This is a genomic window from Streptomyces sp. NPDC025618 (assembly GCF_055558795.1).
The window spans coordinates 77383-98128 of sequence record NZ_JBVHLW010000027.1 but is presented as its reverse complement, the minus strand read 5'-3'; the positions used below and the strand labels follow the sequence as shown (position 1 = coordinate 98128).

Annotated in this window: 18 protein-coding genes and 1 tRNA gene; 6 read left to right on the top strand and 13 right to left on the bottom strand. The window is 71.4% G+C overall.

The features are described 5' to 3' along the window. Positions 1-369: 369 nt before the first annotated feature. Positions 370-444, bottom strand: a tRNA-Val gene (locus tag ACZ4A5_RS22155). 391 nt (positions 445-835) lie between these two features. Here ACZ4A5_RS22155 and ACZ4A5_RS22150 point away from each other — a divergent pair. Together ACZ4A5_RS22150 and ACZ4A5_RS22145 are read left to right on the top strand one after the other, a co-directional pair. Continuing rightward, the gene (locus tag ACZ4A5_RS22150; protein ID WP_467586647.1) at positions 836-2239 is read left to right on the top strand and encodes a hypothetical protein; all 1404 of its coding nucleotides are present in this window, start codon (positions 836-838) and stop codon (positions 2237-2239) included. Positions 2240-2299: 60 nt separating this feature from the next. Continuing rightward, complete coding sequence (locus tag ACZ4A5_RS22145) at positions 2300-2515, top strand: FmdB family zinc ribbon protein (RefSeq protein ID WP_467586644.1); 216 nt, start codon at positions 2300-2302, stop codon at positions 2513-2515. 18 nt (positions 2516-2533) lie between these two features. Here the strand turns inward: ACZ4A5_RS22145 and ACZ4A5_RS22140 are convergent, their stop codons facing one another. From ACZ4A5_RS22140 to ACZ4A5_RS22125, 4 genes are all read right to left on the bottom strand, one after another. After that, entirely contained in the window at positions 2534-3172 is a 639-nt protein-coding gene (locus ACZ4A5_RS22140) for an O-methyltransferase (protein ID WP_467586654.1), read from the bottom strand. Positions 3173-3249: 77 nt separating this feature from the next. Next, entirely contained in the window at positions 3250-4053 is an 804-nt protein-coding gene (locus tag ACZ4A5_RS22135) for an HAD family hydrolase (RefSeq protein ID WP_467586641.1), read from the bottom strand. Then, positions 4050-6596, bottom strand: a complete 2547-nt coding sequence (locus tag ACZ4A5_RS22130; protein WP_467586650.1) for a phosphoribosyltransferase — start codon at positions 6594-6596, stop codon at positions 4050-4052. Before ACZ4A5_RS22130 ends, ACZ4A5_RS22135 begins: the two co-directional genes overlap by 4 nt. Further along, positions 6596-7771 (bottom strand): HpcH/HpaI aldolase/citrate lyase family protein, encoded by a 1176-nt coding sequence (locus ACZ4A5_RS22125; RefSeq protein ID WP_467586638.1) that lies wholly within the window; start codon positions 7769-7771, stop codon positions 6596-6598. Before ACZ4A5_RS22125 ends, ACZ4A5_RS22130 begins: the two co-directional genes overlap by 1 nt. A gap of 183 nt (positions 7772-7954) precedes the next feature. On the opposite strand from ACZ4A5_RS22125, the gene ACZ4A5_RS22120 reads away from it, so the two are divergent. Then, the gene (locus ACZ4A5_RS22120; RefSeq protein WP_467586635.1) at positions 7955-8713 is read left to right on the top strand and encodes a TerD family protein; all 759 of its coding nucleotides are present in this window, start codon (positions 7955-7957) and stop codon (positions 8711-8713) included. A 13-nt stretch (positions 8714-8726) separates the two neighbouring features. On the opposite strand, the gene ACZ4A5_RS22115 is transcribed toward ACZ4A5_RS22120, so the two are convergent. The 6 genes from ACZ4A5_RS22115 to ACZ4A5_RS22090 all read right to left on the bottom strand — a co-directional run bounded on the left by ACZ4A5_RS22115 (position 8727) and on the right by ACZ4A5_RS22090 (position 13286). After that, positions 8727-9473 carry a TerD family protein gene (locus tag ACZ4A5_RS22115; RefSeq protein ID WP_467586632.1) on the bottom strand — a complete coding sequence of 249 codons (747 nt, stop codon included), beginning with the start codon at positions 9471-9473 and terminating at the stop codon, positions 8727-8729. A gap of 102 nt (positions 9474-9575) precedes the next feature. Then, positions 9576-10718, bottom strand: coding sequence for a DUF475 domain-containing protein (locus tag ACZ4A5_RS22110; RefSeq protein ID WP_467586629.1), 1143 nt, complete (start codon positions 10716-10718; stop codon positions 9576-9578). Positions 10719-10766: 48 nt separating this feature from the next. Beyond that, on the bottom strand, positions 10767-11342 hold the full coding sequence (locus ACZ4A5_RS22105) for a TerD family protein (RefSeq protein WP_361529330.1): 576 nt from the start codon (positions 11340-11342) through the stop codon (positions 10767-10769). Positions 11343-11460: 118 nt separating this feature from the next. Then, the gene (locus tag ACZ4A5_RS22100; RefSeq protein ID WP_301887664.1) at positions 11461-12036 is read right to left on the bottom strand and encodes a TerD family protein; all 576 of its coding nucleotides are present in this window, start codon (positions 12034-12036) and stop codon (positions 11461-11463) included. 199 nt (positions 12037-12235) lie between these two features. Further along, on the bottom strand, positions 12236-12694 hold the full coding sequence (locus ACZ4A5_RS22095) for a peroxiredoxin (RefSeq protein WP_116211479.1): 459 nt from the start codon (positions 12692-12694) through the stop codon (positions 12236-12238). A gap of 169 nt (positions 12695-12863) precedes the next feature. Further along, entirely contained in the window at positions 12864-13286 is a 423-nt protein-coding gene (locus ACZ4A5_RS22090) for a DUF3052 domain-containing protein (protein WP_467586624.1), read from the bottom strand. Between the two features lie 461 nt (positions 13287-13747). Here ACZ4A5_RS22090 and aceE point away from each other — a divergent pair, with 461 nt between their 5' ends. Next, complete coding sequence (gene aceE, locus ACZ4A5_RS22085; protein ID WP_467586621.1) at positions 13748-16480, top strand: pyruvate dehydrogenase (acetyl-transferring), homodimeric type; 2733 nt, start codon at positions 13748-13750, stop codon at positions 16478-16480. A gap of 67 nt (positions 16481-16547) precedes the next feature. Here aceE and ACZ4A5_RS22080 read toward each other — a convergent pair whose 3' ends face one another. After that, a complete protein-coding gene (locus ACZ4A5_RS22080) occupies positions 16548-16928 on the bottom strand; it encodes a peptidase inhibitor family I36 protein (protein ID WP_467586619.1) in 381 nt (126 codons plus the stop codon). Positions 16929-17059: 131 nt separating this feature from the next. Continuing rightward, entirely contained in the window at positions 17060-18652 is a 1593-nt protein-coding gene (locus ACZ4A5_RS22075; protein ID WP_467586616.1) for an MFS transporter, read from the bottom strand. A 113-nt stretch (positions 18653-18765) separates the two neighbouring features. Between ACZ4A5_RS22075 and ACZ4A5_RS22070 the strand changes: the two genes are divergently transcribed. Both ACZ4A5_RS22070 and ACZ4A5_RS22065 read left to right on the top strand, forming a co-directional pair. After that, on the top strand, positions 18766-19425 hold the full coding sequence (locus tag ACZ4A5_RS22070; RefSeq protein WP_467586613.1) for a TetR family transcriptional regulator: 660 nt from the start codon (positions 18766-18768) through the stop codon (positions 19423-19425). A 99-nt stretch (positions 19426-19524) separates the two neighbouring features. Beyond that, a complete protein-coding gene (locus ACZ4A5_RS22065; RefSeq protein ID WP_467586610.1) occupies positions 19525-20745 on the top strand; it encodes an alpha/beta hydrolase in 1221 nt (406 codons plus the stop codon). Position 20746: the final 1 nt, after the last annotated feature.

The window sequence follows — 20746 nt, the reverse complement described above, 5'->3', positions numbered from 1 at the left end:
ACAAACCCCTTGTGGCGCTCCCGCAAGCAGGGAAAACACGAGGGGGGGGGGGACCCCCCCGGGGGTGTGGGGGGGCCCCCCCCCCCCGGTTCCCCCCCCCCCCCCCCCCCCACTGTGGTCTCTGGCTCTACTCGCCGATAGTGATCTTCCCGATGGCCTCGGGGTAGACGAACCCGAACCCGATCTCGGTGATCGCACGGACGGCGACCATGGATCTTCGCGGCCACGACGGCTCCCTTCGAGTTGGTCGACTACGTCATCGACCTCATGGAGAGGGCCAGGCCGCGGTCCTTATGAGGAGGCGGCCGGCGTTGCCGTCATCCGGAGATGCCGAAGGCCCCCAGCCAGATCGACTGGGGGTCTTCGCGCTGGTGGGCACAGACGGATTTGAACCGCCGACATCTGCTTTGTAAGAGCAGCGCTCTACCGCTGAGCTATGCGCCCGGGAACGAATGGACAGCCTACATGGCCACGGGCCGGTCCCCGCAAACCCCGATCGAGGGGGCACCCCCCATCCGGTAGCGGGCCGCATTCCGGGCGTGGCGCTCGCCCGGTCAGGGTCCGCTCCGGCAGCGGCCGGATCCGGATCACGCTGAGGACCGGGTGGAGACGATCGACCACGACGGCGGCACCCGGACCGGGCTCCCGCGCGCCCCGTACAAGGCCGGCGCGCGCGGGACGTTCCCCGGGAGGACGCCGCCCGGCACACGGTCTCCGCGAGCGGCGACAGCGGCGACGTGCGGGGTGTCACGGCGGGCCGACCGTCCTGTGTGTCCGTCCCCGGCGGGTGGGAGAATGGCATCCGGGCCAGGGGCGATCCATCGGGAGAGGGCAAGTGACGGCGACCATCGCGCAGTCCGTACGACCGGCACGCCGCCGTCCGCGCTCCCCGGGGGCCAGGCGTCCGTGGGCGGCGGCCGCCGCCGCGGCCCGGGAGACCGCCGGGCTCGCGCTGCTGCCCGTGGCCCTGTTCGCCGCGACGGTGCCCGCCTCCTTCGCCGGCGGCGGCACGCGCCGCTGGGGCTGGGGGCGCGGCGAGGGCCAGCGCGCCGACGCGCAGGCGGCGAAGGACGCCGCGGCCGCGGCGTTCTACGAGCTGGACACCGCCCAGCGCGACCTGCGGATCTCCATCGAGACGATCAGCGCGGCCGACTCCTCCCCCGCCGCCCGCGAGGCGGCCGCCGACTTCGCGGCCTTCGGGCAGCGCATCGACGAGGTGTCGCACGCCTACATCACCGCCGTCGACTCCCACGACCTCGACCGCGACGACCTGGACGCCGGGGCGGCGGCGCGGGCGCGCACGGACCTGACCCGCGCCAAGGACGAGCTGCTGCGGGTCAAGGCCGACCTGGAGCGGTTCGGGCAGAGCCTGGGCCCGCTGCTGGGTTCGGCCGAGGAGCGGCTGGCGCAGCTCGCGCCCGCGGTCGAGCGGGCCCGGCGCAAGCTCCTGGCCGCGAGCGAGGCGCTCGACGCCGTACGGGCCTCGGGCCTGCGCGCCGACGACCTCGCCGCCCGGCTGGCGGCCCTCTCCCCCGAGCTGACCAAGCTCAACCAGGGCGCCGGGCAGCACGGCGTGCAGGAGACCGTCGCCCGCGCGGAGCGGGTGCTGCGCGAGGCCGAGGCCATCCGCGACGAGGCCGAGGGCCTGCCGCAAAAGGCGGCGGACATCGACAAGCGGCTCGTGTCACTGCGTACCCGCGCCCAGGCGATCACCACGCGCGCCGGCGGTGTCGGGCCCGTCCTCAGCGAGCTGCGCCGCCGGTACAGCGCGGCGTGCTGGCAGGACCTCCAGCAGGTGCCCGCGGAGGCGGAGCGCGCCGTCGAGCAGGCGGAGGCGAAGCTGCGGGAGGCGCAGGCGGCGCGCGACGAACAGCGCTGGCCGGACGCCCTGGCCGGGCTGTCGACCGTACGGGCCCTGCTGAACACCACCGACGAGGCGGTCTCCGCCGCCGGTGAGCGGCTGCGCCGGCTGGACGAGGTGTCCTTCGACCACCAGAAGGAGGTCGAGCGCACCCGCTTCGCCGTGCGGGACGCGCAGCGGCTGGCGATGGCGGGCCGCAGCACGCCGGACCCGCGGCACGCGCGGCCGCTGGACGAGGCGGTGGCCCGCCTGGAGCGCGCGGTGGCCGGCCTGGAGGGACGCCACCCGGACTGGTGGCACTTCCTGCTGGAGAACGAGGCCGTGCGCGACGCGGCGGCGCGCGTGGTGCAGGACATCAGGGAAGCCCGCAGCCACTGAGGGCGCGGGGCCCGGCGAAAGGGGCGGGCCCGGGAAAAATCCGCCCGTTATCCTACGCGCATGCCTCGTTACGAATACCGGTGCAAAGCCTGCGGCGACACCTTCGAGCTCAACCGCCCGATGGCCGAGTCGTCCGCCCCCGCCACCTGCCCCGAGGGCCACACGGACACCGTGAAGCTGCTGTCGACCGTCGCCGTCACCGGCGCCGCCGCGGCAACCCCCGCCCCCCGTACGGGCGGTGGCGGTGGCTGCTGCGGTGGCGGCTGCTGCGGCTGAGGCCCGGCCGGGCCGCCGTCAGCCGGTCCGGCGGGAGAGGGTCAGGCCGTCGGCGACCGCCAGCATGACGGAGTCCATGCGCTTGTCGGCGGCCACGTGCTCGTTGAACGCGTGCACCGCCGCGCCCGTGCCTGACGTCTTCGGGGTGAGGACCTCGCCGCTGAAGAGGACGTTGTCGGCCACGATCAGCCCGCCCGGGCGCAGCCGGGGCACGAGCTCCTCCCAGTAGCCGATGTAGCCCTCCTTGTCGGCGTCGATGAAGGCCAGGTCGATGTGCGGCTCGGCCGGCATGGCCCGCAGCGAGTCCAGTGCGGCGCCGATCCGCAGCTCGACGCGGCCGGCCACGCCCGCCTGTTCCCAGGCGTCGCGCGCGTAGGCCGTCCACTCCTCGGAGATGTCGAGGGTGATCAGCCTGCCGTCGGCGGGCAGCGCCTGGGCCATCGACAGGGACGAGAGACCGGTGAAGGTGCCGACCTCCACGATGTGCCGGGCGCCGGTGAGCCGGACGAGGAAGGCCAGCAACGGGCCCTGCTCCCGGGCGATCTGCTTGACGGCGACGCCGGGCAGCGCGCTGTGGGTGAGGTCGACGAGGGAGCGCTGCACCGGGGCGAGCGGCGGGTTGTGGGCGAGGACGTACTCGTAAAGCTCCGGGGTCATCCGGATGCCCTTGAACGCGGTCACGCGAAGCTCCTCGGAAGGGGAGGGACGGCCAACGGCCGTGCGACCCACCGAGATTACGCCGCCGCCCCGCCGAACGCCCTGAGGATCTCCTCACCCGCCAGCACGCCCCGCGTCTCCAGGGCGGTCACGTGCGGCGCGGTCCAGCCCACGTCCGCGAGTTCGCCGTGGCCCGGGCGCCAGCCGCGGTCGGCGGCGAGCAGCAGGTCCGCGTCGAGCAGGGAGTCGCCGGCGGCCAGCACCTCGGACGCGCCCGTGCGGCGGGCGATCTCGGCGACCGCGGCGCTCTTGGTGAGCGGCTCCGGCACGGCGTAGAGCTTGCGGCCCTGGAGGGAGACGGACCAGCGGCGGGCGCGGGCCCACTCGGCGAGCTCCTTCACCCAGCCGTCGGGCAGCAGCGGCCGGTCCACGACGAGATAGGCGAAGAGGTCCTCGGCCGTGCGCTCCTTGAGCAGCCAGGCGGGGTCGGCGGTCCGCACCAGGTGCGCGCGGACCTCGTCCAGTGAGGCGCACTCGGCGGCCAGGCCCCGCTCCACCCGCCGCCGCCAGCCGGTGTCGGACTCGCCGCGTACGAGCAGTTCACCGCCGTTGGCGCAGATCGCGAACTCCGGTACGGGGCCGGGCAGCCGGATGCGGGCGTACTGCTCGCGGGTCCGGGTCGTGGTGGGGACGAAGGCGGCGGTACGGGCCAGGCCGGCGAGGAGTTCCGCCGCGGTCTCCGTCATGTACGAGAGCGGTCTGCTCTCGTAGACCTCGACGCAGAGCAGGCGGGGCGCCCGCGCGTCGGGCATGCCGAGGGCGAGCGCGGCGGCGGAGTAGATGAGGGTGCGGTCGAGGTCGCTGGCGACGAGGAGCGTCACGGGGCGGTCACCGCCGTGCCGTCCGCGCCGGTCGCGCCGCGGGTGTAGCGGGGGTGGATCAGGCCGACGCAGCTGTACGGCAGGCCGTCCACCTCCTCCACCGGGACGCCGCGCTGGGCGGCCAGCAGCCGCACGTGGCCGAGGTCCGCGCCCGCGCCCCGGCGGGCGAGGATCTTCCACGGGACGCGGCGCAGCAGGACCCGGGTGGTCTCGCCGACGCCGGGCTTGACGAGGTTGACGTCGTGGATGCCGTACTCCTCGCTGATGCGCTCGACGGCCGCCCAGCCCGCCCAGGTGGGCGTGCGGTCGGCGGCGGCCATGTCCTTGGCGTCGAGGGCGACCCGCTCCTCGACCTCGGGGAAGCGCGCGGTGACGGCGTCGACGAGGTCGCGCGAGACGTCGGCGCCCGCGAGCTCGCGGTAGAACTTCGCGCCGTGGAAGTCGTGCGGGCCGACGAGGTCGGCGCGCAGGACCGTACGGGAGATCAGGCCCGACACCGTCGAGTTGAGGCACGCGGAGGGGATGAGGAAGTCGTCGCGCGTGCCGTAGGTCTCGACGCAGTGGCCGGGGTCGGCGAGCACGGCGAGGCGGGGGTCGAAGCCCTCGAAATGGGCCAGGGCGTCGGCGAGTTCGCGGGTGATCGCGCCCTTGCCGGTCCAGCCGTCGACGAAGACGACGTCGGCCGGGTCGTGGTGGGCGGCCAGCCAGCGCAGCGCCGTGCGGTCGATGCCGCGGCCGCGGACGATGGACACGGCGTAGTGCGGCAGGTCGAGGCCGTACGCGTGCCGGGCCCAGCGGCGCATCAGCACGCCGACGGGGGTGCCCGCGCGGGCCAGCGACACCAGCACCGGGCGGGGTGAGCGCTCGGCCAGCACGGTCTCGGTGACGACGCCGACGGCGCGCGCCATGCGGGCGGCGGAGGCGTCCAGCGCGGCGCGGAACAGCGCCTGGTACTCCGCGCTGGGCTGGTATTCGACGGGCAGCGACTCGGCGTAGTGCGCGCCGCCGCTCTGTATCGCCTCCTCGCGCTCCTCGGTGGGCGCCTCCAGGGTGACGTCGGAGAGGTCCTGGAGCAGCCAGCCGACGTCCTCCGGGTCGTAGGAGGAGAAGGCGGGGCCGCGGAGGGGCTCGGGCACGGTGGGGGCCTCGGGGGTGTGGGAGGGGACGACGGCGAGCAGGACGTGCCCGGTGTGCGGGGCGAGGGCGTCCAGCAGCCCGCCGGGGGCGTGCAGTTCGGGGGTGTCGCCGTGCGAGTCGACGACTGCGACGACGGCGTCGAAGCCGGCGCCCGCGACGTTGTAGGCGTAGCGGGGGCCGGGGCCGTCGGCGGGCTCGTCGTGGGCGGGGAAGGCGAGGCGCGTGCGGATGGCGTAGCCGGGGTCGTCGACGGCGAGCACGGGCGACCGGGTGGTGGTGGAGAACCGCACGTCGACGGCGGGGAGGCGGGCCCGGTGGTCCGCGGCGGAGCCGGTCTCGCGGCGGCCTTCGCCGTGGCCGCTCGCTCCGCCGGCCCGCCGCGCGTCGTCGCATCCCCGTACGCGGTTCGCGCGGCCCGTCCCCCGGCGCGGCTGGTCCTCCGCCGGGCCGCCGAGCGCCGTCTCCAGCGCGCACGCGAGCCGCAGGGGCGCGTACATCAACTCCTCGTTGCCGAGGACGAGCACGCGCCGGGCGTCGGCGGGGAGCGCTTCCGCGACGCGGGCGGCCATGGCGGGCAATGCCTCTTCCAGGGCCGCGCGGTGGGCGGGCGTGAAGCCGTGCCGGCCGCCGTCGGGGACGCCGGCCGGCCAGTGGAGGTCCAGGCGGCGGAAGGTCCCGCGCGCTCGCGAGGGCGGCGGCAGCGCCGGAGCGGACTCGTGCCGTGCCACCAGCTCCTGCCCCCGTTCCAGCACCCCTTCCGGCAGGCGCACCGTGCCGGAGGCGAGGGAGAGGACGTCCACGCGGGCGCCCAGCCCGGCCGCGAAGTCGGTCAGACGCGCGCGGTCGGCCGGGCCGCGCATGTCGACCAGGGCCACGATCACATACCGCTCGCGCGGGAAGCGCGCGTGCAGCGCGGTGATCGTGTTGAGGACCGTACGGCCGGTGGAGAACTCGTCGTCGACGAGCACCAGCGGGCCGTCGCCCGACAGCAGCGCGGGGTCCTCCGGCAGCAGCAGGTGGGACGTGGCGTGGCTGTGCTCCTCCTCGAAGCCGCCGACCGGGGTCACGCCCGGGACGGGCCGCCGGGTGGAGTGCAGATACGGCGCGAGGCCGAGGCCGTCGGCGACGGCGTGGCCGAGGCCGGTGGCCGTCTCCGCGTAGCCGAGGACGACGGCGCGCGCCGCCTCCGCGTCACCGAGGAGCGCGCGGACCCGCCGCCCGAGCCCGGCCCCCGAGCCGTGGACCGCGGACGGCGCCACGGGTATGTGCTTGCCGAGCACCTGGGAGACGAGCAGGTGCGCCCGCTTGGGGTTGCGCCGCAGGGCCAGGCCCAGCAGGCCGCGCAGGGCGGTGTCGCCCTCCAGTCCGATGCCGAGCCGGTCCTCGACCCACCGTCCCTGCCACATCACGCGGCCGCCCCGACGCCCGCCGCCAGCAGCTCCACAAAACCCACGTCCTCCCGCGCGACACCGAACACCTCGGCGCGGAGCATGATCCGCTCCGCCCAGGCCCGGTGCGGCTTCACTTCGTTCATCTTGTTCGTATAGGCGGAGCGCATCACTCCGCCGCCCTCGCGCTCGGGCCGCAGGATGTCCGCGGCGTCGCTGAACTCCTCGTGGCTGACCACGGAGAGCGCGTGCACGGGGGCCACGTGGGAGGGGTGGATGCAGGTCTTGCCCTGGAGGCCGTTGGCCCGGTCGAGCTGGATCTCGCGGAGCAGGCCGTCCATGTCGTGCTCGATGAGCGCGGTGCGCAGCTCCTCCGCGGGTCCGGCGAAGGGCGTGCGGCGCAGCTGCGGCTTGAACATCCGCTCGTGCTGTCTGAAGTACTCCCAGACGGGTCCGGTGACGGTGAAGCCGGTGCCGTCCGCGCGGCCGAGGACGTTGACGACGTCGGCGATGACGGAGGCGACGAGCTGGACGTCGTAGGCGGTCATGTCGGGCGCGCGGCGCAGTCCGTACGCCGAGCAGAAGTCCGTCACGCCGAGCCGCAGGGCCAGCACGCGGTCGCGGTACTTGTCGACGGTGCGGGCGATGCCGGCGAGCGTCGCGGTGCGGGTCTCCAGGTGGAGCAGCTCGGGCGATTCGAGTACGGGCATGGCGAACAGCCGCCGCCCGCAGTCGCTCTCGGCCGCGGCGAGCTCCTCCAGGAAGGGGATGCCGCGCTCCTCGGTGAACTTCGGGAGGACGAATCCGGACAACCGCCGCCCGGCGGGGCCGAGTCGCCGGACGAGGTCGGTGATCTGGGCGGGCCGCCGGACCCGGACGAAGAGGAGGGGCAGGCTCCGGCCGGTCGCGGCGAGGTCGTCGAGCACGCGGAACTGGCGGACGAGGTTCTCCTCGGCGCGGTCCACGTCGGCGTCGCCGATGGAATCCTCCAGGCAGAGCACCATGGAGACCACTCCGCGGTCCGCCTGCTTGACGACGTCCTCGGCGAGGGCGGGCCGGGTGGCGGGGCTGTAGAGCGTGGCCCCGAGGGCGACGGCGAGCGTGGCGGCCGGGGAGTGCGCGTCGAAGGCGGCGGGCTGCCTATGGAACAGCCCATTCCGTATCGAGGGCGCAAGGTGCTCGAAATGCCTCATTACTCTCCCCGTGTCCACGGCTGCCCACCGGACCGTCCAGCCGGAAGCGTGGCCGATTATCGTACGTTCGGGAGGTGGTCAAGAGTTCCCCAAGTGCATGAGAATCCGGCCTCCTGGATGGGTGAACACCTCGGACGGCCCCTGCGTTGTCCGCGGCCGGTAGGGGAAGGCAGGATTGCGGGCATGACGCACGCCATGCTGAAGGGGTCGAACATCCCGCTGGACGCCCGTAACGTACGGGCCGTCCTGCGCTGGACCCCCGGCCCGGGCATCCCGGACGTGGATGCCTCCGCGCTGCTGGTGGGCGACGGCGGCCGCGTGCGCTCGGACGCGGACTTCGTCTTCTACAACCAGCCCCGCCACCCCTCGGGCGCCGTCCGCCATCTGGCGAAGAAGCGGCTGGTCGAGGGCGCGACGGACTCCGTCGAGGCCGACCTTTACGCCCTGGAGCCCTGGGTCGACCGGGTCGTGCTGGCCGCCTCGGCGGACGGCGGGCCCTTCGGGCGCGTGCGTGACCTGTGCGTGCTGCTGTACGACGCGGGGGCGGCCGGCACGGAGCCCCTCGCGCTCTTCGAGGTGCAGCCGGAGACCGGGGCCGAGACCGCGATGATCTGCGGCGAGCTCTACCGGCGCGGGGAGGGCTGGAAGTTCCGGGCGATGGGCCAGGGCTATGCCTCCGGGCTGGTCGGGCTGGCCACGGAGTTCGGCATCTCCGTCGACGAGTCGGAAGCGGAACCGGAAGCGGCGGCGGCCGCCCCGCCGGCGCCCGCCCCGGCGCCCGTGCCCGCTCCGGCGGCTCCGGCGGCGGGATACGGCTATCCCCCGCCGCCGCCCGTCCCGCCGTCGGCGCCCCCGGCGTACGGCTATCCGCAGCGGCAGAGCGCGCCGGACCCCGCCTTCCGCCTTCCGCCGCAGGGCCCGCAGTTCCAGCGGAACCGTTAGCCCGCCGCCGGCCTCACACCTTCGACTTGTAGCCGCGGCCCCACTGCAGGCCCCAGCCGTAGAGCCGGTCCAGCTCCGCCTGGAAGCCGTAGACGTACTTCATCTCGCGGCGCAGGATGATCTCGCCCTTGGTGTTCTCGATCATCACGACGGCGCACGAGCGGGCCTCGGGGGCGCGTTCGTGCAGCGGGATCTCGATCCGGGGGCCGTTGCCGGGATAGAGCGTCACCATCGCGTGCGTACGGTCGAACGCGGGGGTGCCGTCGTAGATGTAGACGAAGATCAGCAGCCGCTTGATCTCCGCGCGGTGGTCCATGTTGATGTAGATCGTCTCGCCGGACCCGGAACCGAACCGGTCGTCGCCGCTGAGCTGGACGTACGGCGGGCTGTTGAGGCTGCCCAGTATCGAACCGAGGGGCTGGACCACGCCTTTCGAACCGTCCTGCAGCTCGTACATGCAGGCGAGGTCGAGGTCGACGTTGACGAAGGCGGGGCCCTGCGCCTGCACCATCTCGGGCCGGAACTTCCGCAGCGGGTGGCGCAGCCCGTCGCCCAGCGTGCCCTTCTCGTCGAAGGCGGACGTGGTGCGCATCCGCCAGGACAGGTTGACCCGGAGGTTGCCCGTGACGGCGCCCTGCTTGGTGAGCGAGAACGAGGGGTGCCGCTTGGTCAGCTCGACCGCGCCGTTGGCACCGCCGAAGTCGAGCTGCTGTTCGCCCGCACGCCCCCAGTTGCCGAAGAGCTTGTCCCAGATCGCCATGGCTGTGAACCCCCCACCCCAAGTGAACCGAACGGCCGCGGGGCGGCCGCGAGGTGACCCTCACGACCGCCCCGATCAGAGCGTTCCTCAAATGTGCCGGAGTCACACCCCGGAGGAGACCTCGGCCTTGCTGTCCGAGCCGTCGCCCGACGCCACGGCCCTGCGGTTGCGCACCACCGAGGACCAGAAGGCGAGCCCGATCAGCACCACGCCGATGAGCCCGGTGATCACCTCGTTGATCTCGTGCTTGATCGTGACGAGGAGGATGACGGCGAGCGCGCCGATCGCGTAGTGCGCGCCGTGCTCCAGATAGACGTAGTCGTCGAGGGTCCCCTTGCGGACCAGGAAGACCGTCAGCGAGCGGATGTACATCGCGCCGATACCGAGGCCCAGCGCCATCTCGAAGATGTCGTTGGTGATGGCGAAGGCGCCGATGACCCCGTCGAAGGAGAACGAGGCGTCGATGACCTCCAGGTAGAGGAACATGAAGAACGCGGCCTTGCCGGCGAGACCGACGAGCGCGCCGTTGCCGCTCTTGCCCGCCGGGCTCCGCGCGCCCTCCTCCTCGTCGTCCTCCGCTTCCTCCAGGCGCTCCTCGAAGAAGCCGGAGACGCCGCCGACGATCAGATAGGTGACCAGACCGGCGATGCCGGCGAGCAGCACCGTGGAAGCCTTGTCGACCGTGCCCTCGCCGCCGTGGACCGGCACCGCCGTGGCGAAGGTGGTGGCGGCGATGAGCAGCACCACGAGCGAGACGACGATGGAGAGGGTGTCCAGCTTGCCCAGGCGGGCGAGCGGCTTCTCCAGCCACTCCAGCCACTTGATGTCCCGGTCCTCGAAGATGAAGTCCAGGAAGATCATCAGCAGGAACATGCCACCGAAGGCCGCGATGGCCGGGTGGGCGCTGGTGACCAGCGCCTCATAGCGCTCATGGTCCTGAAGGGCGACCTTGACCGCCTCGATCGGTCCCAGCTTCGCCGTGATGGCCACGATGACGACCGGGAACACCAGCCGCATGCCGAAGACGGCGATGAGGATGCCCACGGTCAGGAACATCTTCTGCCAGAACGGGTTCATCTTCCGGAGGATTCCGGCATTGATGACCGCATTGTCGAACGAGAGCGAAATTTCCAGGACGGAGAGGATCGCGACGACCGCCAGCCCCTGCCACCCCCAGAGAACGCCGGCCAAGGCCAGTCCCGCCGCCGTGATGGCGAACGACCAGCCAAAGGTTTTCAGGAGCACTGGCTACCCAATCCTTCGCTAAGGGGTTCCCCCGCGCCGCGCGCGGCTTTACGAAACGTTGACCCCGAAGTCTAGGGCGATGCCGCGCAGCCCGGACGCGTACCCCTGTCCCACGGCCCTGAACTTCCACTCACCGCCGTAGCGGTAGACCTCGCCGAAGATCATCGCGGTCTCGCTGGAGGCGTCCTCGCTGAGGTCGTAGCGCGCCAGCTCGCTGCCGTCGGCCTGGTTGAGCACGCGGATGTAGGCGTTGCTGACCTGGCCGAAGCTCTGGCCGCGGAGGTCGGCCTCGTGGATGGAGACCGGGAAGACGATCTTGTCGCAGGTGGCCGGGACCTTGGTCAGGTCGACCAGGATCGACTCGTCGTCGCCCTCGCCCTCACCGGTGAGGTTGTCACCGGTGTGCTCCACGGAGCCCTCGGGGCTCTTGAGGTTGTTGTAGAAGACGAAGTACTCATCGCCGAGGACCCGGCCCGAGGCGCAGAGCAGGGCGCTGGCGTCGAGGTCGAACGGGGCTCCCGTGGTGGAGCGCGCGTCCCAGCCGAGACCCACGGTGACGTGGGTGAGATTGGGTGCGGCCTTGGAGAGGGAGACATTGCCTCCCTTGGCGAGCGTGACGCCCATGATCTTGTTTCCTCCCCGAGTTGAACGGTGTCCGATGCACGTCCGGCGCCGCACACCACCGCCCCCGGGGAAGCCGGGGACGGGGCATGCGGCGCCGGACGCCGTGCGGCAGTGTCGGTCAGACGTTGACGCCGAAGTCCTGGGCGATACCGCGCAGACCCGAGGCATACCCCTGACCGATGGCGCGGAACTTCCACTCGGCACCATTGCGGTAAAGCTCACCGAAGACCATGGCGGTCTCGGTCGAGGCGTCCTCGCTGAGGTCGTAGCGCGCCAGCTCGGTGTTGTCGGCCTGGTTCACCACGCGGATGTAGGCGTTGCGGACCTGGCCGAAGCTCTGCTGACGGCCCTCGGCCTCATAGATCGAGACCGGGAAGACGATCTTGTGGACATCGGCGGGCACGCCCGCCAGGTTGACCTTGATGACCTCGTCGTCGCCCTCGCCCTCACCGGTGAGGTTGTCACCCTGGTGCTCGACGGAGCCGTCGGGGCTCTTGAGGTTGTTGAAGAAGACGAAATTCTGGTCGTTGGCGACCTTGCCCTGGTCGTTCGTCAGCAGCGCGCTGGCGTCCAGGTCGAAGTCCGTACCGGTGGTGGTACGGGCGTCCCAGCCGAGACCGACGATGACCGCGGTCAGGTTGGGGGCCGCCTTGGTCAGCGAGACGTTGCCGCCCTTGCTGAGACTGACTCCCACGAGTCCTCCATTGGTTCGAGGGGGAGGGCATGACCTGCGCCCCGTTGTGCGATGGCATCGGATCAACGTTTGGATCCTAGTGACCGGTTCCCACCGATTACAGGCTTCTCGCACAGGACTCGCACACCCGCCCCACCCAGAGCGGAACCACGGCTTCCGAAAAGCCGCGAAAAAGGCCGAACAACGGTTCGGCGAGGTATCAGAGCGCCGCGAGCGCCTTGGTGTACTCGTTCAGGTCGCGCGCGTCCGGCAGGCCGTTGACGACCGTCCAGCGGACGACGCCCTCCTTGTCGATGATGAAGGTGCCGCGGACCGCGCAGCCCTTCTCCTCGTCGAAGACGCCGTAGGCGCGGCTGGTCTCGCCGTGCGGCCAGAAGTCGGAGAGCAGCGGGTAGTCCAGGCCCTCCTGCTCGGCGAAGACGCGCAGCGAGAACGGGGAGTCGTTGGAGACGGCCAGCAGCTGGACGTCGTCATTGGCGAACTTCGGCAGCTCGTCGCGCAGGGCGCACAGCTCGCCGGTGCACACGCCGGTGAAAGCGAAGGGGTAGAAGAGCAGCACGACGTTCTTCTCACCGCGGAAGTCGGAGAGCCGCACGGTCTCGCCGTGCTGGTTCTTCAGCGCAAAGTCCGGAGCCTTGGTGCCGACCTCGATCGCCATGGGTTCGCATCCCTCTCTCGACGGGTGCCGGCCCCGGGGCCCGATCCTCGGCGGCCCCGGCCACCGGCGGTGGTGCGGCCAGTCTGTCACTGCGCCCCCCGGCGCATGCACCGCGCCCCCCGGCAGCGGTGCTGCCGGGGGGCGCGGTAGGGCTCTGCGGAGGCCGGTGCTAGCGCTTGGGGGCGACCATGCGGGCGCCTGCCCAGTCCTTGGCCACGCTGACGCTCTTGGTCTGGCTCAGCCCGGCGGTCTGCGCCGCCTCGCTGATGTCGCTCGGCTCGATGTAGCCGTCACGGCCGGTCTTGGGGGTCATCAGCCAGATGATCCCACCGTCCTCGAGCAGGCCAATGGCGTCCACGAGCGCGTCCGTCAGGTCGCCGTCCTCGTCGCGGAACCACAGGACGACGGCATCGGCCACGTCGTCGTAGTCCTCGTCGACCAGATCCTGGCCGGTGATTTCCTCAATGGCCTCGCGGAGTTCCTGATCGACGTCTTCGTCGTAGCCGATCTCCTGGACCACCTGTCCGGGCTGGAAACCCAGCCTGGCGGCAGGGTTGGTCCGCTCCTCCGCGTGGTCCGCGGTCGCGCTCACTTATTGCCTCCTGTCATCTTTCGAGAAAGTGTCTTGTGTTCCCCGCATACGCGAGTCATTGGCCGTAGTCCACACGTGCCGGACCGATCGCGCAAGTACCCGGCCGCCGAGACCGCCGAAACGGTGACGGAAGCGGCTCTCCCACCGCAACCCTCACCATGGAAGGGCACGGGCGGGTGATTCATGCCACAGCATTCTGCCGGGTTTGCGAAGTTGCCCCGTGTGATTACGGCCCACAGGCCCGAACGGCCGTACGCGGGCACCCCCCAAAGGGAGCGTATGGTTGCGATTTGGCCGCCCTCAGGCGGCCACCCCTTGACACGTCGTCTCATGAAGTGGTGGTTACCGCCCGGTAGAGATGACGTATCCGTCGCCGCGGTCCACGATGGGAGCCGACGCGACAGAGCAGCAGACCGTAGTTGACCGCGTGCTGAGCACGACCCGAACACCGAAGGAACAGCGTGGCTTCCGGATCCGATCGCAACCCGATCATCATTGGCGGCCTTCCCAGCCAGGTCCCGGACTTCGATCCCGAAGAGACCCAGGAGTGGCTCGACTCGCTCGACGCAGCCGTCGATGAGCGAGGCCGGGAACGTGCCCGCTACCTCATGCTTCGCCTGATCGAGCGGGCCCGCGAGAAGCGTGTGGCCGTGCCCGAGATGCGCAGCACGGACTACGTCAACACCATCGCCACCAAGGACGAGCCGTTCTTCCCCGGCAACGAGGAGATCGAGCGCAAGGTCCTCAACGCGACCCGGTGGAACGCGGCCGTGATGGTCTCCCGTGCCCAGCGCCCGGGCATCGGCGTCGGCGGTCACATCGCCACCTTCGCCTCCTCGGCGTCGCTCTACGACGTGGGCTTCAACCACTTCTTCCGCGGCAAGGACGAGGGCGACGGCGGCGACCAGATCTTCTTCCAGGGGCACGCCTCCCCCGGTGTCTACGCCCGCGCCTTCCTCCTGGACCGACTGTCCGAGCAGCAGCTCGACGCCTTCCGCCAGGAGAAGTCCAAGGCCCCCTACGGCCTGTCCAGCTACCCGCACCCGCGGCTCATGCCGGACTTCTGGGAGTTCCCGACCGTCTCGATGGGCCTCGGCCCCCTCGGCGCGATCTACCAGGCCCGGATGAACCGCTACATGGAGGCCCGCGGCATCGCCGACACCTCCAAGTCGCACGTGTGGGCGTATCTGGGCGACGGCGAGATGGACGAGCCGGAGTCGCTCGGCCAGCTGTCCATCGCCGCCCGTGAGGGCCTGGACAACCTCACCTTCGTCGTCAACTGCAACCTCCAGCGCCTCGACGGCCCGGTCCGCGGCAACGGCAAGGTCATGCAGGAGCTGGAGTCGCAGTTCCGCGGCGCCGGCTGGAACGTCATCAAGCTGGTCTGGGACCGCTCCTGGGACCCGCTGCTGGCACAGGACCGCGACGGCATCCTGGTCAACAAGCTCAACAGCACCCCCGACGGCCAGTTCCAGACGTACGCCACCGAGACCGGCGCGTACATCCGTGAGCACTTCTTCGGCGACGACCAGCGGCTGCGGAAGATGGTCGAGGGCATGTCCGACGACCAGATCCTGCACCTGGGCCGCGGCGGTCACGACCACAAGAAGATCTACGCGGCGTACGCGGCGGCCAAGGCGCACAAGGGCCAGCCGACCGTGATCCTCGCGCAGACCGTCAAGGGCTGGACCCTCGGTCCGAACTTCGAGGGCCGCAACGCGACCCACCAGATGAAGAAGCTCACGGTCGAGGACCTCAAGCGCTTCCGTGACCGGCTCCACATCCCGATCGCCGACAAGGAGCTGGAGTCCGGCCTGCCGCCGTACTACCACCCGGGTCGCGACTCGGAGGAGATCCAGTACATGCACGACCGCCGCAAGGCGCTCGGCGGCTATGTGCCGAGCCGTGTCGTGCGCGCGAAGCCGCTGGTCCTCCCCGAGGACAAGGTCTACGCGACCGCCAAGAAGGGCTCCGGGCAGCAGTCGATCGCCACGACCATGGCGTTCGTCCGCATCCTGAAGGACCTCATGCGGGACAAGGAGATCGGCAAGCGCTTCGTGCTGATCGCCCCCGACGAGTACCGCACCTTCGGCATGGACGCGTTCTTCCCGTCCGCGAAGATCTACAACCCGCTGGGCCAGCAGTACGAGTCCGTGGACCGTGAGCTGCTGCTCGCCTACAAGGAGTCGCCGACCGGCCAGATGCTGCACGACGGCATCTCCGAGGCGGGCTGCACGGCCTCGCTGATCGCGGCGGGCTCCGCCTACGCCACGCACGGCGAGCCGCTGATCCCGGTCTACGTCTTCTACTCGATGTTCGGGTTCCAGCGCACCGGTGACCAGTTCTGGCAGATGGCCGACCAGCTGGCGCGCGGCTTCGTGCTGGGCGCCACCGCCGGCCGTACGACGCTGACCGGTGAGGGCCTCCAGCACGCGGACGGCCACTCGCAGCTGCTGGCGTCCACCAACCCGGGCGTCGTGTCCTACGACCCCGCGTTCGGTTACGAGATGGCGCACATCGTCAAGGACGGTCTGCGGCGGATGTACGGCGAGAACGCCGAGGACGTCTTCTACTACCTGACGGTCTACAACGAGCCGATCCAGCACCCGGCCGAGCCGGCGGACGTGGACGCCGAGGGCATCCTCAAGGGTCTCTACCGCTTCAAGGCGGGCGAGAAGGGCGACATCCCGGCGCAGATCCTCGCCTCCGGTGTGGCCGTGCCGTGGGCCGTCGAGGCCCAGCGGATCCTCGCGGACGAGTGGAACGTCAAGGCGGACGTCTGGTCGGCGACCTCCTGGAACGAGCTGCGCCGCGACGCCATCGAGGTGGAGGAGTACAACCTCCTGCACCCCGAGGAGGAGATGCGCGTCCCGTACGTGACGTCCAAGCTCGCCGCCGCCCAGGGCCCGAAGGTGGCCGTGTCCGACTGGATGCGGGCGGTTCCGGACCAGATCTCGCGCTGGGTGCCCGGTGCCTACCAGTCGCTGGGCGCGGACGGCTTCGGCTTCGCGGACACCCGTGGCGCGGCCCGCCGCTTCTTCCACATCGACGCCCAGTCGATCGTGCTGGCGGTGCTCACCGAGCTCGCCAAGGAGGGCAAGGTCGACCGCTCCGCCCTGAAGCAGGCGGTGGACCGCTACCAGCTCCTCGACGTGACGGCCGCCGACCCCGGCGCCGCGGGCGGCGACGCGTAAGCGTCCCCCTTCGAGTCACCCGACCTGGGCCCCGGCAGGCATCGCCTGCCGGGGCCCAGGCATGTGCTCAGCTCTCCCAGACCTTGTAGGCCCGCACCGCGTACGGCGACTCCGGCACCCAGGAGCCCGAGGGGTACGTCGCGAACTCGCCGGTCTCCGCGCAGGTCGCGCTCTGGTAGGTGGTGACCGGGCGGCCGGTGCGGTTGACGAAGGAGGCGGCGCCGGCGCTCGCCGGTAAGGTCACACAGCTCTCGATGTCGATCCCGGAGAGCTCGCTCGTCGTCCGCGCGCCCCTGTAGTCCGTCTTCGGCCACAGGCACAGCTGCCCGGCCCCGCACGAGCCGGGCCGTCCCGGGGCCGGCGCGGTCGCGGTCGCGGCGGGCGCGCTCACGAGGGCCAGCCCGGCGGCGGCCCCCACGGCGAGGGCGGCGAAACGGATCGTACGCATATGCATCACTCCCTGTGATCGGCGACTGCTGCGTCGATCGTGGCCACCCGGCGCCGCCCCTGCCAAGAGGGCCCCGCGAGCGGGGCCCTGATAGGGGAAGACGGCGGTCGGCGGGGAAGGTGCCGGTGGGCTCAGACCATCGCGGCGCCCGCCGCGGCGTCGGCGTTCGCGCCACGCTTGGTGAACAGCGCGAACACGGCGGCGACCAGCGCGATGACGCCGGCGACCGTGAAGGACAGGCTCATGCCTGACACGAAAGTGTCATGCGCCACGCTCGTGATCTTCTCCGCGACCGGGGCCGGGGTGCCCGGCGGCACCGGGGCGATGCCGATCGCGATGAGGTCGGAGCCCTGGGACAGCTGGTCGTGCGAGACCGGCGGGAGCCCGGCGCCGGCCCACTTCACGGGCAGCAGGTGATCGACGCGGGCGGCCATGACCGCGCCCAGCACCGCCGTGCCGAGCGAGCCGCCGACCTGCATGGCGGCCTGCTGGAGGCCACCGGCCAGACCGGCGTGCTGGAGCGGGGCGTTGCCCACGATGACCTCGGTGGCGCCCACCATGACCGGCGAGAGGCCGAGGCCGAACAGCGCGAACCACAGCGACATGATCGCCGTGCCGGAGCCGGTGTCGAGCTGGGCGGTGCCGAAGCAGGCGGCCGCGGTGAAGAGCATGCCCACGACCAGCGGGATGCGGGGGCCGAACCGGGTGATCACCGCGCCGGCCGTGGGCGCCCCGATGATCATCATGCCGGTGAGCGGCAGCAGGTGCAGACCGCTGTCGACCGGGCTCATCCCGTGCACGTTCTGGAGATAGAAGGTGACGAAGAACAGGCCCCCGATGAAGGCGAAGGCCATCAGGACCATCAGGACCGTGCCCGCGGTCAGCGGCACGGAGCGGAACAGGCCGAGCGGCAGCAGGGGTTCGCGGACCCTGGTCTGCCAGATGGCGAAGGCCACGAAGGCGAGCAGCGCCACGCCCAGGAAGGTCAGGGTCCTGGCGTCGCCCCACTGCCAGGTGGGTGCCTTGATGACGGCCCAGACCAGGCAGAACATGGCCGCGGAGAGCAGCGCGATGCCCGGCAGGTCGAAGGATTTGGGCGCTTCCTCGGGCCGGTGGTCCCTGAGGATGATCACGCCGAGGACGAGCGCGAGGACGCCGACGGGGACGTTGACGTAGAAGACCGACTGCCAGTTGACGTGCTCGACGAGCACGCCGCCGAGGATCGGTCCGGCGGCGGTGGAGGCGCCGATGACCATGCCCCAGATGCCGATGGCCATATTGAGCTTCTCGGCCGGGAAGGTGGCCCGGAGCAGGCCGAGCGCCGCCGGCATCAGCAGGGCGCCGCACAGGCCCTGGAGCACCCGGAAGCCGACGATCATGGAGACGGTGTCGGAGAGGGCGATGGCGCCGGAGGCGGCGGCGAAGCCGGTGGTGCCGATGAGGAAGGTCAGCCGGTGGCCGAAGCGGTCACCCAGCTTGCCCGCGGTGATCAGGGCGACCGCGAGGGCGAGGAGATAGCCGTTGGTGATCCATTGGACGTCGGCGAGCGAGGCGCCGAGGTCCCGCTGAATGGCGGGGTTCGCGACAGCGACGATGGTGCCGTCGAGCGTGACCATCATCACGCCGATCGCGACGGAGAGCAGTGTCAGCCAGGGATGGCCCCGTAACCCCTTCCGGGGCCCGAGGTCCGGCGTCGCGTCGGCGACGGTGGTCTGAGACATCATATTTCGAGATTATGGCAGCGTCTGACAATTGCCCAGCGGTTTCATGAGACGGCCGCTGCCAGATCGGTCACAGCTATCCTGAGCAGCCGAAACGCGGGTGAGGAGAGGCGTCGATGCGTGCGATCGAGGATGTGGCGGGACCCGAGGCACCGCCCGGACTGCGCGAGCGGAAGAAGCGCCGCACCCGGGACACCCTGATCCGCTGCGCCCTCGAACTATTCGCGGAGAAGGGCTTCGAGGGCACGACCGTCGACGAGATCTCCGACGCCGCCGACGTCTCGCAGCGCACCTTCTTCCGCTACTTCGCGAACAAGGAGGAAGTCGCCCTGGCGGTGCAGGACTCGGTCGAGTCCTTCTTCTTCAGCCGGCTGCTCCTGCGGCCCGCCTCCGAGGCGCCGCTCACCGCGCTGCGCAACGCCGTGCTCGCCTCCTGGGACAGCGTGGGCGAGGCCATCGAGGCGGTCGTGCCGCTGGAACTGCACATGCGCACCTACCGGATGATCGAGTCGACCCCGCAGCTGTTCGCCGCCCACCTGCACCGCCTGGCCGGGCTGGAGGAACAGCTCGCGCGGGAGATCGCCCGCCGCGAGGGCCTGGACGTGCGGACCGACCCCAGACCCCAGGTGCTGGTGGCCGCGTTCGGCGGTGTGATGCGGGTGACCGGCAAGCTCTGGGGCGAGCGCGGCAACGCCGGGCTGGACGAACTCCGGGAGATCACCTCGGAGTATCTCGACCAGCTGGGACCGGCGTTGGCGGAAAACTGGCGCAACTGATCGTCAAGCGCAAACGAGTGCACAATCACTCTCACTTCAAACGTGAGATGACTCACTGACTTCACGGTCACCGCCGGCTTTCTCCTAGGGTGTTCGGCGGTGACTTCTTTCCCGGAGCTCGGCTCCCCCTCCGCCCCGTGGACGACCACGACCGCTGTGTGGCGCGCGCTGCTCGCACTGGCCGTGGTCTTCGTCATGCTCGCGACCACCGGCTGGACCGCCGTCAGAAGCCACAGAGCGGGCGAGGACGTACGGGCCGCGTCGCTGAGCGCGTGGCTGCACGGCTCGATAGCCGGGCGCCCGCTGCCGGGCCCCACGACGGCGCCCGACGCCCTGGCCCGCTTCTTCGGCTCCCTCACCGGCGCCCAGCGCGAGCAGCTCGCCGACCGCTACCCCCTCGTCGTCGGCAATCTCGACGGCGCCCCGCTCACCCTGCGCTATCACGCCAACCGGGTCGCCCTCGACCAGGCGCGCAAGGTCGAGAAGCACCGGATGCGCGAGAGCGACCTGAAACCCGCCGGCCGCCAGGACGCGGAGCGGCGCATGCACCGCTTCGCCTCGCTCATGGGTGACGACCGGCAGATCCTCGCCTTCGACCCCACGGGCGCCGGCCGGGTCGCCGAGGTCACCGGCGACCTCGAGCACGCCGAGCGCGTCTCCGTGGTCGTGCCGGGCGTCGACACCAACGTCCTCACCTTCGAGAAGACCCAGCGCGCGTACACCGCGCCCGAGGGCATGGCCCGCTCCCTCTACGCCGCCGAGCGGAAGACGAGCCCCGGCACCCGCACCGCCGTCATCGCCTGGGCCGACTACACCTCGCCCGCCGGGGTCGGCATGGACGCCGCCACCGGCAAGCTCGCCACCGAGGGCGCGCTGCGCCTGCGCTCGCTCGTGCTGGGCCTGCCGGGCACCGCGCCCGTCTCCCTCTTCTGCCACAGCTACGGCTCCGTGGTGTGCGGCGTCGCCGTGCGCGACATGTCCCCCCGGGTCACGGACGTGGCCGTCGCGGGCAGCCCCGGCATGCGCGCCGACCGCGTCTCCGAGCTGCGCACCAGCGCCCGGATATGGGCGATGCGCGACCCCGACGACTGGATCCAGGGCGTCCCCCACCTGGAGGTCGGCGGCCTCGGCCACGGCGCGGACCCGGTCTCCGCGAGCTTCGGCGCGCGCCTGCTGTCCTCGCGCGGGGCGCAGGGGCACGCGGGCTACTTCGAACCCGGCACGACGAGCCTGGCCAACTTCGCCGGCATCGGCGTCGGCGTCCCCGCCGCGGTCAGCTGCGCCAAGGCGTCCAGCGGCTGCGCGGACGATCTCTCGTAGA